General features: G+C 34.0%; 10 protein-coding genes. 2 read left to right on the top strand and 8 right to left on the bottom strand.

Annotated features, from left to right (window positions below; all coding sequences use genetic code 11):
* The 3 genes from AST99_RS13960 to AST99_RS13950 form a co-directional block, all read right to left on the bottom strand.
* On the bottom strand, window positions 1-606 hold a 606-nt coding region (locus AST99_RS13960; protein WP_157486407.1), incomplete at its 3' end, for a SusD/RagB family nutrient-binding outer membrane lipoprotein.
* An 11-nt stretch (window positions 607-617) separates the two neighbouring features.
* Window positions 618-3806 carry a SusC/RagA family TonB-linked outer membrane protein gene (locus AST99_RS13955; protein WP_057782691.1) on the bottom strand — a complete coding sequence of 1063 codons (3189 nt, stop codon included), beginning with the start codon at window positions 3804-3806 and terminating at the stop codon, window positions 618-620.
* Between the two features lie 137 nt (window positions 3807-3943).
* The gene (locus AST99_RS13950; RefSeq protein ID WP_057782689.1) at window positions 3944-5053 is read right to left on the bottom strand and encodes an acyltransferase family protein; all 1110 of its coding nucleotides are present in this window, start codon (window positions 5051-5053) and stop codon (window positions 3944-3946) included.
* Between the two features lie 158 nt (window positions 5054-5211).
* On the opposite strand from AST99_RS13950, the gene AST99_RS13945 reads away from it, so the two are divergent.
* The gene (locus AST99_RS13945; RefSeq protein WP_057782687.1) at window positions 5212-5961 is read left to right on the top strand and encodes a DeoR/GlpR family DNA-binding transcription regulator; all 750 of its coding nucleotides are present in this window, start codon (window positions 5212-5214) and stop codon (window positions 5959-5961) included.
* Between the two features lie 28 nt (window positions 5962-5989).
* Here AST99_RS13945 and AST99_RS13940 read toward each other — a convergent pair whose 3' ends face one another.
* The 5 genes from AST99_RS13940 to AST99_RS13920 form a co-directional block, all read right to left on the bottom strand.
* A complete protein-coding gene (locus AST99_RS13940) occupies window positions 5990-8905 on the bottom strand; it encodes a serine hydrolase domain-containing protein (protein WP_057782684.1) in 2916 nt (971 codons plus the stop codon).
* 37 nt (window positions 8906-8942) lie between these two features.
* The gene (murQ, locus tag AST99_RS13935; protein ID WP_057782682.1) at window positions 8943-9767 is read right to left on the bottom strand and encodes an N-acetylmuramic acid 6-phosphate etherase; all 825 of its coding nucleotides are present in this window, start codon (window positions 9765-9767) and stop codon (window positions 8943-8945) included.
* A 173-nt stretch (window positions 9768-9940) separates the two neighbouring features.
* Window positions 9941-11125 (bottom strand): DUF1343 domain-containing protein, encoded by a 1185-nt coding sequence (locus AST99_RS13930; protein ID WP_057782680.1) that lies wholly within the window; start codon window positions 11123-11125, stop codon window positions 9941-9943.
* 112 nt (window positions 11126-11237) lie between these two features.
* Complete coding sequence (locus AST99_RS13925) at window positions 11238-12584, bottom strand: RagB/SusD family nutrient uptake outer membrane protein (protein WP_057782678.1); 1347 nt, start codon at window positions 12582-12584, stop codon at window positions 11238-11240.
* Window positions 12585-12609: 25 nt separating this feature from the next.
* A complete protein-coding gene (locus tag AST99_RS13920; RefSeq protein WP_069727862.1) occupies window positions 12610-15612 on the bottom strand; it encodes a SusC/RagA family TonB-linked outer membrane protein in 3003 nt (1000 codons plus the stop codon).
* Between the two features lie 415 nt (window positions 15613-16027).
* Between AST99_RS13920 and AST99_RS13915 the strand changes: the two genes are divergently transcribed.
* On the top strand, window positions 16028-16777 hold the full coding sequence (locus AST99_RS13915; protein WP_057782674.1) for a DeoR/GlpR family DNA-binding transcription regulator: 750 nt from the start codon (window positions 16028-16030) through the stop codon (window positions 16775-16777).
* The last annotated feature ends 220 nt before the right edge of the window (window positions 16778-16997 follow it).

Raw genomic sequence — 16997 nt, 5'->3', positions numbered from 1 at the left:
CCCCCATTTGGTTACATCGCCACCGTAAATTAAATCGGCAGACCCATAAGAACTTTCACCGCCAGCACTTAATACTGTTGAAGCACTGTCTAGAGTTGCTAACATATCGAAATAAATATCGCTTTGTGAATCATATGAAGGAAAACGAATACCTTCTAAATATCCTAAACCTGCTTCACTGTATGGAATATCTCCGTAAAGATCTGTGATTCTACTAAACACAAGTACTTTCTGTACTCTTGCAATGGCTAAATCTATTTCGGCGGTTTCAGATTCGCTAGACTCTAACGATGTTTCTAAGTCGATTAAATTCTTGACTGTAGTTGGAAATTGCTCTTCAAAAAACCAATTTGTACTTCCTTCTTGGTATAAAAATGACACATACGATGTGGCATTAAGATGTTGAATATCTTGCATTAAGTGAATGACATCGTAAAATAATGTAGCCACATAGCTGCTCCCTCCTGTATATAATTGAATATAAGTTAATTTTGTTGATGCTTCTAAATCTGATGCTGTAGTTGGATTAACGTTAAGCTCTTCAAAACCCTCATCACACGATCCAAATATTGCAACTACTGCTAATAAAATAAGTATTTTTTTCATTTTGTGTTTTTTTAAAATTTAACATTTACAGAGAATCCTAAACTTTGTGTAGAAGGCACTCCAAATCGTTCTATCCCTTGAGAATTAAGGTTATTTAAGGCAGCTTCCGGGTCTACATTATCAATAGCTTTAGAAATATAGAACAGATTTCTTGCTATAAACGACAGTCTTAAGTCATCTATAAAAATACTTGACAAAGCCTCTCTCGGAACACTATAAGAAAAACTTAATTCTCTAAATTTTATAAAATCTGTACTGTATACAAACTCTTCTGCGATACCAGCACTTTCTGCGCCAATGTATCCGTAGAAGAATCTTAGGTTTTCTGGATCTACTGTGGTCGAGAACGACTCGCCTGTTTCACTATCTGTTCCAGAAACAACCAACCCAGACTCACGACCTTCTAAGGTTTTCTTATGCAATCCTCTCATCATTAACTCTCTATTTGTCCCAGAATGAACGCTTCCTCCAAATTTAGCATCAATTAAAAAGCCTAAAGAGAAATTCTTGTATTTAAACGAGTTATAAAATCCTAATGTATAAGGCGCTACACCTTGACCTAAAATTTTGTTTTCGCCTTGTACTGGCTTTGGTATACTCCCGCTATTATCGTAAACAATGTTTCCTGCATCATCTCTTTCGTAAGACGAACCATAAATAACACCATAATTTTCACCAACAATATGTGCAATAATTGCAGTTCCAGAACGCGATTCACTACCATCTACATTGATAGATGTATCCTCGTCGTCTGTATGCACAATTTCACTATCGTTATATCCGATATTAAATGAAGTATTCCATGAAAAATCGTCTGTTTGAATAGGTGTTCCCCTAATTAAAAATTCAATTCCTTTATTAGATAACTCTCCTATATTTAATATCGCTGATGAATATCCTGAAGCTTGAGACGCCGATGCCGTTACAATATCGTTAGTTGTATTATTACTATAATATGCAAAATCTATCCCCAAACGATTTTGGAAAAAATTAGACTCTAAACCAAATTCATATTCTGTTTTCTTGAAAGGTGTTAAGTCTGGGTTTGGTATAGAACTACTATTTATTTGTCCGTAAGATTGCCCTTGAAAAGATCCTGTTATGGCATAATCTAAATTTAAAGAATACGCATCACTAGCACCACCAGCAACCTGTGCATAACTCGCTCTTACCTTAGTATAATTAAATACTTCTGGTAAGTTTAATAAATCTGTAAGTAACAAACTACTACTTAAAGACCAGTAAAAATCGTTATTTGGAGACTCTTTTCCTGGATAAGATAACGTTGAGAACCAATCGTTTCTTCCCGTAAATGTTAAGTATAAATACTTTTCGTAATCAACTTCAATAGAACCGTATAAAGAATTAGTTTTTGTTTCGTAATAACTATTCGTTGGTTCTGGTAAGGTTGTATTATTTAAATCTTCTAGACCAACAACAATAAAATTATATCCAGTAGCAGATAATTGTTCAAAAGTATTTGTTCTGCTGTTGGCTCCAAAAATAGAATTCGTAGATATTTTACTTGTAATGGACTTTTCTACCCCAAGCATCACATCTGAATTTACTGATGTGTAAGTCGACTTACTCTGCGTCATCTGGCCGGCTGGTTGATAAGCTGTTCCGTAAGGCGTTACATTTGTTCTAGATAAATCATAAGTATCTATACCCGCTCTTCCTAATACGTACAACCAATCTGTAACATCGTAACGCAACACGGTAGAAGCTGTAAATCTGTTTTTCTCGTCGTCATTATTAAAATCGTTTACTGCCCAATATGGATTTGTAATAAACTGGCTAGGTTGAAACAACAATTCTGTACCTTCATCATTAGATCCTGGTTTTAAATCTGTTATATCCAAACTACTTGGCAACACATAAGCCACGGTATTCGCGTTTCCTGGAGTGTCTCCAATATTAATTCGGTTATGGGTTTTTTCTACAATATACTTGGCGTTTATAGTAGATGTTAACTTTGGATTAATAGTCGCAGATGCATTTAAACTTAACGACTTTCTGTTTAAAGTTGTCCCAGGAAAAATATCTTTATTATCTAAATCTGAAAAAGAAAAACGATAATTATAATCTTCTCCACCTTTAGATAAAGCAAGTGTATTCACTGCTGTTGTTCCTGTTTCGTAAAATTTATCTAAATTATTTCCTGTGTATTCATATGCTCTTTTTACACCATCCCAATTATAGACCAAAGAGCCATCCATTAAAGCACCCCAAGATTGTAGTGTATATAAGAATGAATCGTCGATAGCATCTTCTGCATTAGCAATTTCAACTGCATTGCCGTTATCATCTAACTCATAACCTGGTTTTAAATTATTAATACCCTGACCGTAACTAGTCTGCATATTCTGTAGGTTGGTATTGATTCTATCAAAAGTAAAAGAGCTTGAAAATTCAACACCTAAATTTCTCTGACCTTTTCCTGTTTTTGTCGTAATCATAATAACACCGTTAGAAGCTAATGATCCGTACAATGCTGCAGCAGAACTTCCTTTTAACACAGAAACAGATTCAATGTCGTCTGGATTTAAAGACGAAATATCATCACCACCGTCACCAGTACCATCATTTGTGGCTCCAACAACAGAACTACTTGTATTATTAATAATAGGTATTCCATCAACTACGTAAAGCGGTTGGTTATCTCCTGTTAAAGAGCTCGCTCCACGAATAACAACTCGACTTGATGCAGAAGCACCACCACTACTAGTAGAAATATTCACACCAGCGACACGTCCTTGCAAAGAGTTTACAGCACTTACTGTTTTGACTTCAGCTAAATCTTCTCCTCCTACTTTAGTAATAGAGTATCCTAAAGATTTTTTCTCACGTTTTATCCCTAAAGCCGTTACGACCACTTCATCTAAACTCGTTGCATCTTCTTCCATAGAAAGATTTACAACTTGATTAGCTCCTGTAAGTGATACAGAAACAGATTTAAAACCAAGAAAACTAAAGTTAAGAGACTTACCGGTAGTGTCTTCTGTTTTAATAGTAAAGTTACCATCAAAATCTGTTACGGCACCTGTAGAAGTACCATCAACTACAACACTAACGCCAACTAAAGGCAAATCGGAACCTTTCTCTGTAACATTACCAGATACTGTTATTGATTGAGCAAAGGAACTATGCACAAAAAACAACACCACTATAGTGATTAATTGAATACAATAATTTTTCATATTAGTTATTATTTTAGTTATTGCACTAAATGTAGAAAAAATATGCAATTATAATGCATTATTCATGCAAAATATTGCAAGTTTTAACAATTAAACCTGAAAAATGATGTAATTAAATCAATGAAGTATTCTAAAAGCTATATTTTTACGAATATTTTATTTTTATAAAGTAGGTAACATATAAACCAGAACATAACAATATGCGTTAGCGCAAAGAGTAACGATCCATTCATAGGCCCTGCTACTACAGCAAATACATGCTCAAACAGATAGGTATAGCCAGATATTTTGTCTCCCGAAGTATCTACTGGAACCTGAATTAAGTAACTAATAGTTTTGACGTACAGACCAGAAAACACAAAAATAAATAAGGGATTTGTCCCAAAATGTATAAACGGTTTAGACCATGTATTAAAACCTTTTAAATCAATAATATAAATTAATGCAGCTAACAATAGTGTTGCTAACCCTGCAGTAAACAACACGTAAGAGCTTGTCCACAATGCTTTGTTAATTGGAAAGACAACATTCCAAACACCTCCTAATAACACTAAAACAAATCCTAACAACGACAATGTTTTAATTTTAGACATTAAAGTAAGCGCTTCACTAATAACTTGCCCTATTAAATACCCAATAATTACAGTTCCAACTGCTGGAATTGCAGATAGCAAGCCTTCAGGATCAAAAGGCACACCAAATCCTTTATATATATGTTGCTCTCCCAATACAAACAAATCGAATGTTCTTACTACATTTTTCTGCAATGAATACGGATTTGTCTCTGCCCCAAAATACAGTACCCCCCAATACCCTAGTAGTATTAAACACAAAACTAGAATTAAAGGTTTTCTTTTAAAGGTTAAACACAGTATAGCACCAGCACCATAAGCAAGTGCTATTCGCTGCAACACGCCCATAATACGCACCTTTTCAAAATCGAAAAACGGAAATAAATTTAACAGAAAGCCTAAAAGAAATATAATGAGAGTACGTTTTAATATTTTAAGAACAACTGGTTTTGAAATCTTCGTTTTATACTTTGCAAAAGAGAACCAAACGGATACGCCTACAATAAACAAAAAGAAAGGGAATACCAGGTCTGTTGGTGTACAACCATGCCATTCGGCATGTCTGAGCGGAGGATATACAAAACTCCAACTCCCAGGAGTATTAACTAAAATCATAAAAGATATCGTAATTCCTCTTAAAACATCTAAGGAAACAAGTCTATTTGAAGCCATCATACTTTTAAATTGTTTATTTAAAATTAACACATCCTTTCAAATATATTTATTTTTTAAAACAAATGCGTATTTAATACTTAAAACATGCAAATAAATGCGTATTTTAAGTCCGCTATATGCATTTGATTTAATTTAATCTTATTTTTGAAAAAAAACTTATGAAGAAGAAGGATAGGCACCAAAAAGTAATAGACGAAATAAGTATAAATAGAAAAGTAAGCTGTAGTGCGTTATCTGAAAAACTTAAGGTTTCTGAGGACACCATAAGAAGAGACATTAAGGAACTCCACGACAAAGGCCTGATTACCAAAATACACGGAGGCGCAACATCTAACGTGCAAAAACTATATCATTATAACGAAGATATAATCTACAACAGAGAGAATAAAATTCGTATTGCTCAAAAGGCAATCTCTCTAATACAAGATAACATGGTAATAATTATTAGCGGTGGGACCACGAATTTAATGCTTGCTAAACTGCTTCCGAAACACCTAAAACTAACTGTTTACACTTATAGCCTGCCCTTGGCCATGCAATTAACAGAACACCCTTTAGTGGAAACAATATTTATTGGCGGAAAAATTTACAGAAACTCTATGGTTACCATAGGAATAGATGTTATTCAATTTTTATCAAACATTAGAGCCAACATCTGTTTTATGGGCGTTAGCGGCTTAGATATAGAAACCGGCATTACAGATGAAGGTTACGAAGTATCACTCATAAAAAAAGCTATGATTAAAGCCTCTGAACATATCGTATACCTTACTACTTCTAATAAATTGAATATTAGACAAGGTTACGATGTTTGCAGCCTAAAAGAAATTGACACTGTGGTTACAGATCTAGATTTAAACGACAGTAAACTGAATCCCTATATTTCGGCTGGAGTACATTTATTATAATAACAAATTCTTGAAAACCCCTCCCAATTTATTCCAAAATAGCTTCGTAGATCACATTGTGAATACGTGTTCTGATATTCTGTTCCCCGATCTTATTATTTGCCATTGTAGGATACACTCTATTCGATAAAAACACATATAATATACCAGTATCTGGATCTGCCCAAGTATAAGTTCCTGTAAAACCGGAATGACCAAAACTATTAGCAGACGCATATTTACTACTCGCTTGATCTTCTGGATTTAATTGCGGCTTATCGAATCCCAAACCTCTTCTTACACTATCTTTTTCAAAATATCTATGATTGAATTTATGCAAGGTTTTCGATTCATAATAACGTTTACCACCGTAATAACCGTCTTGCAAGTACATCTGCATCATTTTAGCCACATCGTTAGAATTACCAAACAAACCGGCATTTCCGCTTACACCACCCATCATGGCAGCTCCCATATCATGCACATTGCCTTGAAGCAATTGCCCTCTAAAATAATCGTCGTTTTCTGTAGGCGCAATTTCAGATGCATTAAATTTAAGTAACGGATTATAAGTTAGCGTATGCGCACCTAAAGGCTTATAAAATGTTTCATTATCCAACACATCCATTTCTTCACCATAAGTGTCTTGTATATATTTTTTAAATAGATAAAACAGCAAACCACTGTACTTATATCCTGCTTGAATTTCCTGTGGCGCTTCGGCTATTTTTCTATAAATAGAATCTGTGTAACTATTAATTAAGTACAAGTCCTCTGCTACTTTAATCGAAAACTCTTTAGTTTTAGTCTTGCTGTAATACGTACTGAAAGGTGTTTTAGTAATGCTATCTATAGTTTCTAGATAATATGGAATCCAAGGTTTTATTTTACCGTTATGGGACAATGCTTCTTTAAGAGTAATGGTATCTTTATTAGAGCCTTTTAAGTATGGTAACAACTCGCCAAGCGTATTATCTATATCCAAAAGCCCCAACTCTTCACTTTTCATAATCATGGGCAGACCTCCCAATATTTTTGTTACCGAAGCCAAATCGTATAGATCTGTAATTTTTACTTTCTGTTTTTTATCGTAGGTCTGATACCCAAAACTTTTATGATACACCACTTGACCATATCTTGCCACTAATACTTGACCACCAGGAGCAACAGTAGAATCTACAACCATTTTTGTGATAGAATCTATTTTCGAAAGCAACTTGCTATCCATATCTACAGCTTCAGGAATGGTATACGACAATCTTAATATATTAGAGGTTGTTATTCCCGTACCCTCAGGAAATTTTTTATTTATAGAAACAGGTAATTTCCCTTTAATCCCTATAGCACCAAATAGCATTTGAGCTGAAATTTCTTGAGATATTTCACTGTTCTGATAAGACACTAAAACAGCTTCTATATTTGAAAAATCTGCAACTTTTAACAATGCATACGGACTCGCAAAAACATCTAAAATAACTTTATTCTTTTTTGAAATTTCTTTTAACCAAGTCAACTCTTTAGCCGACATTTTGTAACTCTTCCAAGGCGAATCGTTCGATTTATGAAACCCAACAATAACCGTATTGTAAGCCTTTAATTTTTTAAGTAAACCTGTAAGACTGGCATCTGAAACCTCATCAACCTCTGTATATTTCTTTAAAGTGCCTACAAAGTTAGCATTATCAGAATCTCCTAATTTTACATAAGCAATTTTAGATGTTGCTAAATCTTGTATAGGTAGCGTTGCATCCTTATTTTTAACTAATGTTACAGCTTCTTTCATTAAGGAACGATACAACAACTCGTCTGTAGTTGTAATGATATCGTCTTCAATATGATCTTCTTTTATTGGAGTAAAATGATGTAATCCGGCCCAATATTTTGCATTTAATATTTTACGTACAGATTCGTTTAAGCGCGCTTCAGTAAACACATTTGTACTTAAAGCATGTTTTAATTTTAAAACAGCAGCATTCACATCTTCCGGAATAAGAAGCATATCGTTACCTGCTAAGAACGCAGCAAGATCTATATCTCCGGGTTGCGCGTAATTTGCCGCACCTTTCATATTTAAAGCATCTGTAAAAATTAGACCTTTAAAATTCATTTTTTCTTTTAAAAGCTTTGTAACCACATTATGAGAAATAGACGTTGGCACACCGTCTTTAGGCTCTAAAGCTGGCACATTTAAATGCGCAATCATAACACTTGCCAAGTCTGTTTTAAACAATTTTTTATAAGGATATAACTCAATAGAATCTAAACGATTTAAACTAAAATCTAGATACGGCAATGTTTTGTGAGAATCTGTAGCGGTGTCTCCATGACCAGGAAAATGTTTTGCATTGGCAAGAACACCCACACTTTGAATCCCCTTAGTAAATGCAATGGCTTTCTCGGTAACGTTATATTTATTTTCTCCAAAAGAGCGGTTCCCAATAATAGGATTTTCAGGATTTGTATTTATATCTACTACTGGAGCAAAATTAATATGAATTCCCACTCGTTTACAATGTAAACCTAAACGTGTTCCAAACTGCTCTATCAACATATTATCTTGCACTGCACCTAAAGTCATATTCCAAGGATAACGAAATGTGTTTTTTAAACGCATGTCTAATCCCCACTCTCCATCGAAACCTATAAGTAAAGGGATATTAGATTCTGACTGATAGATATTAGTAAGCTGGACTTGCTTTTCTGGAGTTCCTTGCATAAAAATAAGTCCGCCAACCTGATAATCTTTTATCATTTTTTTGATAAAATCAGTTTGTTTGTCATCTCTGTTAGAATACGCTTGAATCATGAAAAGCTGACCAATTTTCTGATCTAAGGTTAACGTATTAAAAATACTATCTACCCATTTTTTCTGATTTTCGGTATCTGGAGTTTGTAACGGAGAACGTTGTTGTGCAAATGCCGAGACACACACTAGAAAGACACTAGCAATAATTAGCTTTTTCATTAAAATTTTGTTTTACTTCTGAAAAATCACAAGGTAATTATTTTACCTTTTTTGTTTTATAAAAATCCAATGTTGCTTTTACGCTTTTATGCTCCATCAATAAATCTTTAGCAAGTTTGGCATCGATATTTAATTCTTCAACAATCATTTTCACTCCTCTATTCACGAGCTTTTTATTAGACAGTTGCATATTAATCATCTTATTACCTTTTACGCGACCAAGCTTAATCATGACTGTTGTAGAAATCATATTTAAAGCTAATTTCTGAGCAGTTCCAGCCTTCATCCGTGTACTTCCTGTAACAAATTCTGGCCCAACAACCAATTCTATTGGATAATCAACTTCTAAAGATAATGGAGAATCTTGATTACAGGTTACACAAGCAGTAACAATATTATTTTCTTTGGCTTTTTTTATACCGCCAATAACATAAGGCGTCGTTCCTGAGGCTGCAATACCAACAAGCACATCTCCAGTATTAATATTATATTTTTTTAAATCTTCCCAAGCTAAAGCTGTATCATCTTCAGCATTTTCTACAGCTTTTCTAAGAGCAAAATCGCCACCTGCAATTAAACCTATAACCCAGTCGTCTGGAACGCCATAAGTTGGCGGACACTCAGAAGCATCTAAAACACCTAACCTGCCGCTAGTTCCTGCTCCAATATAAAACAAACGTCCTCCGGCATTCATTTTTTCATAAACAACATCGACCAATTTTTCTATAAAAGGCACCGCTTTTTCCAAAGCATAAGGAACAGACTTGTCTTCAACATTCATATTAGTAAGCAACTCATGAGTGCTCATTTTTTCTAAATTATTGTAGTCTGATGCTTGTTCTGTAGTTAGTTTATTTTTCATCCTTAATATGCATTTACAATCCGCACAGATTATTGTAGATTTGGTATGGATATCACCATTTAGGAACTCCACAAATACAGATAAAAACATTTACCCGCTGTGTAAATAATTAGTTTATTTTAGACTTGATACGAGAAATATTATAAGTTTATTCAATCCTATTTTGGTAAACTTTAATAGATTTTGATAGCATTAAGTTGTTGTTTATAGGCGTCTAAATCTTCAAAAGCATCTAAATCTTTAACCGTTTCATTATTCACTACCCAATGCCTTAATTTATCTGTTCCGTTAACAAGATCTATTGGGTGTTGATCATAATTATATTCATACGGTGGTAATTTCCAACCAAAATCATCTCCTAAATAATGGTACAGCTCTCGCATTAATAATTGACCTGCACGCCAAGGCTTGTAAATGGTTTTATCTGTAACATGAATTTGAATACCTCCACAAACTTTACCGCCTTGTTTTTGAAATGTTGGCAAAAAGGTAATAGGTCTAAATTTAAATCCTTCTAATTTCGATGCTTTCATTGCCTTAGACAATATGTTTTCATAGAATAAAAAAGGTTCTATTTTCGGGTGCCCCACAATCTCTAAAGATTGTGTTGTACCACGACCTTCGCTTAATGTTGTTCCTTCAAATAAAACTGTAGCGGGGAATGTATAAGAACTTTCTATTCTCGCTAAGTTTGGAGAAGGCAATAACCATGGTAATTGAGTGTCTTCATAAAACATCTTTCGGTCCCAATTACGCATTTTTATAACTCTTAAATTTGCTTTTTCTGTAACCCAAAATTTTTGATGCATTAAAGCAACCTCACCAATAGTCATTCCATGACGCATAGGTATCGGATGTCTCCCAACAAAAGATTCAAAATCTAAATCGAGTATATTCCCCTCTATATCGACTCCATTTATGGGATTTGGACGATCTAAAACAACAATCTCTATTGCTTTAGAGCTACATTTCTCTAACAAATACGTTAAGGTATAAATATAAGTATAGACTCTACAACCTACATCTTGTAAGTCTACAAATAAATGATCTATCCCTTCCAACATTTCATCTGTAGGAATTCGCGTTTCAGAATACAAAGAATAGACAGGAATTTTAAAAAACGGATGTATAACATGATCTGTTTCCACCATATTATCCTGAACATCTGTAGAAAAACCGTGTTGAGGGCCAAATAATTTTACAAAACGATCCCCAAACATATTTTTAAACTGTAGAGCCGCATGTGTATAGGTTGAATCTATTGAGGCATTATGACAGAGCAGAGCACTATTTCCTGTAAACGATTCTTGAAGTTTTTTATCGTTTAGCAACACATCTAAACCTGTTTGTACTTTCATAATCTGAAATTAAATTTTATAATTCACCTTTATTTTTTAATAATTTTATATGAGTAACATTACTGTTACCCATATAAAATTGACTAAACAAAAAAAATTAAATTTTCAACGTTTATATAGTTGGATCGTCCGGGGTGTTAGGATTATTCTCACGTTCTGTACTTGGATATGGGTAATAGTTTCTATTTCTCTCATTAGTCGTATTAGCTTCTAAAGGCACTTCAAAATCTGGATGAAACCTCTTACTATCTCCAAACCTTAAACCTGTAAGAAACAACTCTACACTTCTATTGATATATATTTCCTCTAAAATAGCATCTGCATTAGCCTCATCTCCAGTCCAAGCCGGAAGATTAGCATTAACACCAAGCGGGTCGTCTGTTTTTTGTCTCACTAAATTTAATTGATCTACCGCATCATCTAACTGATTTAATCTAGCATACGCTTCAGCTTTATTAAGCATCATTTCTCCTGGAAGATAAATTGGAATTGGAGCTGTACTAGACTCAAAAAAACCAAGCATTTCACTAAGCGCCTGACCACCGGCATCTTCGTTTGCAAAACCGGCATCTGCGCCTAAATAAAAATCTATTCTTCCATCTTCGGCTTCTGGAATATAATCTCCAGTTAACCCAAAATTAGATTGCGGATTTAAGTCGGCAGAATTAACGGTTCTATTCCAAATAGGATTTTCGTTATTAGCATCATACACCCACATTGAGTTTGTAGAATCATCACTATTAAGCACTGCATCTGCAGATACTATAGATTCAGCATAATTCCCAGCCATTAATTGATATCTAGATAAAAAAGCATTAATCGTTTTTTCTAGACTCATATCTGTCCACAACACACTAGATTCAAAGTCATCTGACATTGGTTCTGCAGCTAACTCATCTCTAGCTTCTTCTAATAGCAAAATACACTCTGCTAACACAGTTGCCTTATCACTAAAAAGCGCCTCTCCATCTGCTGAATTATCTATAGGCACTTGCTCAAACATTTCTATTAAAGCCCCAAGACACATTGACTTAATTAAATTCCCATAAGCCAACAGACCACTTCGTGTGCCCGCAGTAAGCTCTACCGTATTTGCTCCTTCAATTAAGGATTCTGACATCCCTTTAGCTTTTAAAAGATAGGTCCAAGGATTAGAAATACCTCCACTTTCTGCAGGCAGTTCTGCACCTCCTTGAGCTAATTCGTTAATATTTAAAAACGTATTAGTTACTCCTAGTTCTCTAGTTGTAATTCCTGGCACTTCTATAACTTGCCTTAATGCTGTTACAGAATAATATTGTCTAATCCCTGTGGCTAAAGCAAAAAGTCCTTCTTTTGTTCCCAATACAACATCTTCGGTTGGATTATTAGGATTTTCAAACTCTGTCTCGCATGCCGTAAACAAACTACTACAGACAAGAACAGCTCCAATAATTGTATATATTTTTATATTTTTCATTTCTTAATATTTTTAATTAATACACTTAAAAAGTAGCAACTACACCAAATTTAACCACACTAGGAATTGGAACCAATCCCATTACGCCTCCTCTAGAACCATTACTTTGTCCATCCATATTAACTTCTGGATCGTATCCTGAGAAATTATCTATAGAAAACAAATTACGTCCTGTTATGGTAAATTTCACACTATCTACACCTTCTAACGGATCTTTTAATAAATAAGATGTTGATAGTTCGCGAAGCTTAATGTACGACCCATCTTCTATATAAGATTCTGCAATATTAAAGTTTGCAGCTCCTGTACCTCTCACACTTTCTCCCCTTAACTCTTTAGCAGTTTGTTCTCCACCACCAAAACGATAAAACATACGCGTATCCCAACTCAATAGATCGACACCCTGAACAGCATCTAATTGCACTCTGAAAGAAAAGTTTTTATACTGAAATTCGTTTGTTAATGAAGCTATAAAATCTGGATTCGGATCTCCGATAACCTTACTCAAATTTGCTCCGCTTGGTTGTCCAGAAGCATCTCTTTCTGCTACAGGATTTCCATCTGCATCATAAGACCCTTGTTCTCTTTGTGGCAAACCACCTTCTGTTAACAACAAACTTCCATCTTCGTTTCTAGCATAATACCCTTGATAAAATACACCTAAAGGTTGCCCGTTTTTCGCTACTGAAAAACCAAAATTTCCAATACTAAATTGATCTCCTTCAATATCATTTACTTCATTTTTATTTGTAGAAAACGTACCAGTTACCGTCCAACTAAAATCATTCATTTGTATTGGTGTTGCTGTAACTAAGGCTTCAAAACCTTGATTAGTCATCGTACCAACGTTTTCAACTCTAGAGCCAAATCCCGTTGAAGGCGATAAGGTTCTTGCTAATAATAAATCTTCAATATCCTGTTTATAATAGGTTAGTTCTACACCTATTCTATTATTAAATAATCCCATATCTACACCAAACTCTACTTCTGTTTGTCGTTCTGGTTTAAGATCTGCATTTCCTAATTCCGTAGGAGCGATTAACCCTGAAGTTCCATCAATACTAATGGCTGAATAATTCGATAACCTATCAAACGGTCCTATTGCCGTTAAATTTCCTGCTTGTCCCCAAGCCGCTCTAAACTTAAAGCTATTTAGTGCAGACCCAAATGTATGCTCCCAAAAATCTTCTTTAGACACTAAATACGACATACTGGCTTTAGGATACCATTGATTTCTTTCATCTTCTCCAAAAACAGAAGATCCATCTAATCTAATAGCACCTGTAAGAAACAGTTTATCCTTTATTCCAAAGGTTTGTTGTAAAAAACCACCCCAGAATGTGCGCTCACTTCTACTTTCGTAAGTATCTATAGAGGCAGCTCCGTTAGTTGTTTTAACACCTAAAGCCAAACCCGTTCCAGAAATCGAACTATAACTTGTCTCATCTTGTTGCCACGAAAAACCTGTTGTAGTGGTAGAGGTGAACATATCGTTTATATCGAAATTATAAGATCCGTTTAAATCACTATTAAACTGCGTGGTATTAATAGTTGTTGTACCTGCACTACCTAACTCGATTGTTGTAGTTCCAATTGGTATGTAAGTATTCCCAGTAGATTCTGAACTATCGTAACCAACTATATAATTTACTTTAAGCCCATCTACAGGTGTTAGTGTAATTTGTAAATCACTAATGTTTCGATTGTTTTTTTGATTAAAATCGAATGTATTTATGTATTCCAAAATATTTGGATAAAAAGTCATGGTCGGATAATTACCATCTTCATCCGGTCTAGGATCTATAGTATTATTAGTAAATAAAATTGTTGGTAAAATTCCAGCTACATATCCACCGTTTGGCTGATCTTGACTTTTACTTGTAGAAAAATAAGTACCGAAAGATGCAGAAACCCAATCGTTAATAACTTGATTTACTCTAATTCGTCCTGATTGTCTTTGATAATTAGTACTCTTTAAAATCCCATCATTCTTTAAATATGAAAACGATCCGAAATAATTAGTATTTCCTTTACCTCCAGACATAGATGCATAATTATCTGTTCCTGTAGAGTTTTCAAAAACCATATCCTGATAATCATAACGTGTAGCCTCTACTTTATCTAACACCGTAATATCAGACGACACCCACTCGAAAGGCTCATCATTATAATCACGTTTTTTTCTTAAAGAATTAAAATTTACACTTGAAGATATTGTAATAACGGGCTCTCCAGATTGTCCTTTCTTAGTAAAAATCTGAACCACACCGTTACTTGCTCTAGAACCATAAATAGCCGCTGCGGCAGCACCTTTAATAACTTCTATCCTATCAATATCTTGCGGACTAATATCTGACATCCTGTTCTGAACAACACTTGTAGAACCTAGAACATCTGTAGAGTTATTATTTACAATAACACCATCTATAATATATAAAGGATCTGAACTCCCATTAACCGTGCTCGAGCTTCTTAACCTAACACTGATCCCTCCTGCAGGATCTCCAGAATTTTGAGACACTTGGATTCCTGCTAATTTTCCTGAAAGCGCCCCAGTAATATCTACAGATCCAGCCTCAGAAATCTCACCACCTTTAATACTAGATATAGTATTACCAAGTTGCCTTTTTGAGGTTAGAGCACCTGCTCCAGTAATTACAACCTGATCCAAGCCTAAGATATCCATAGTCATTTCGACATCTGAAACCACTTCGGTCTTATTAGCTAAAGTCACATTTACATCTTGCGTAGTTAAACCCAACAACCTAAACACTAAAGTATAGTCTCCTGGCTCTAAGTTTACACTCAACTCGTAATTCCCATCAAAATCAGTAATTGTTCCCTGATTTGTATTTTTAAGTTGCACCGTAACACCTGTTGCCGGAGTACCTAAATTATCTTTCACACTACCTTTTAATGTATATAGCGTTTGACTCTGTAAGCCAAAACCAAACAACATAAACAGCAAAAAGCTAAACATAAATTTGGTTCTCTTAAATAAAGAGAAGAGGTTGTTCGTTTTTTTCATAAGGATTATAGTATTAGTTAATATGTTAAAAATATAAAAAACAAATTCTAAAATCGCATATAATATGCAAAAACTTGCAAGTTTTAACAATAAAAACAGAAAAACCATGTGATTATATCAAAGAAGAGTGTAAAAAACTATTTTTTTACGAATAATTTATTCTATAAACTGAAATATATCTTCTAAAAATCTGATATTACAAGAATTAAAACACTTTTATTGATATTTTGCAACCTGTTTTACGACACTTACAGGGTTTAGCATATAAAACTAAACGGAACAAGAATCGCTAATTAAGTAGTATTGAAAGTATTTTTACAATTAATGCTTGTTTAAATATTAAAAAGAGCAAAAAAAAACGTATTTTAAAAACCCCTAAATACTACTTATATTTAATTTTATTTTTGAAAAATTTATGAAGAAGAGAGAGAGACAACAAAAAGTAATTGACGAAGTAAGCATAAACCGAAAGGTTAGTTCCAGCTTTTTATCTGAAAAACTTGAAGTTTCCGAAGACACAATACGAAGAGATATAAAAGAACTTCACGACAAGGGTCTTATTACTAAAGTACATGGCGGGGCAATTTCTAACATCCAAAAGCTTTACCATTATAATGAAGATGTTATTTACAACCGAGAGAATAAAATTAGAATTGCTCAGAAAGCAATTTCTTTAATAGAAGACAATATGGTTATTATTATTAGTGGTGGTACTACTAATTTAATGTTAGCTAAACTACTTCCTAAAAACTTAAAACTTACGGTTTATACTTATAGTTTGCCTTTAGCAATGCAATTAACAGAGCACCCTTTAGTAGAAACTATATTTATTGGCGGTAAAATTTACAGAAGTTCCATGGTAACCATTGGTATAGATGTTATTCAGTACCTATCTAACATTAGAGCCAACATTTGTTTTATGGGTGTAAGCGGACTAGATTTAGAGACAGGTATTACAGAAGACGGCTACGAGGTTTCTTTAATTAAGAAAGCCATGATTAAAGCGTCTGAACATATTGTGTATTTAACCACATCTAACAAATTAAACTTAAGACAGGGTTACGATGTCTGCAACCTGAAACAGATTGATACGGTAGTTACCGATCTGGATTTAGACAATCCTCAACTTAATCCGTATATATCTGCTGGACTCAATATATTATAGTCTATATATTTTAAAACGTTTTAAACAGAATTAATTAACACCTCCCTAACACGTTAATCTAAACTCTAAATTAAATACTCTGCATTAATACTGCTTTGGTTTTACATTCCTCCCACAAAAACCATTACCTTATATTGTAAACAAAAAAAATACCGAAGACTACTCTTCGATATTTTTCAATAGTATAACTATACTAGCAATCTTTAACATTGTAACTTAG

Source organism: Formosa algae (assembly GCF_001439665.1).
GTDB classification, from domain to species: domain Bacteria; phylum Bacteroidota; class Bacteroidia; order Flavobacteriales; family Flavobacteriaceae; genus Formosa; species Formosa algae.
Note: the sequence above shows the minus strand (reverse complement) of the source record. Positions and strands in the feature narration are given on the sequence as shown.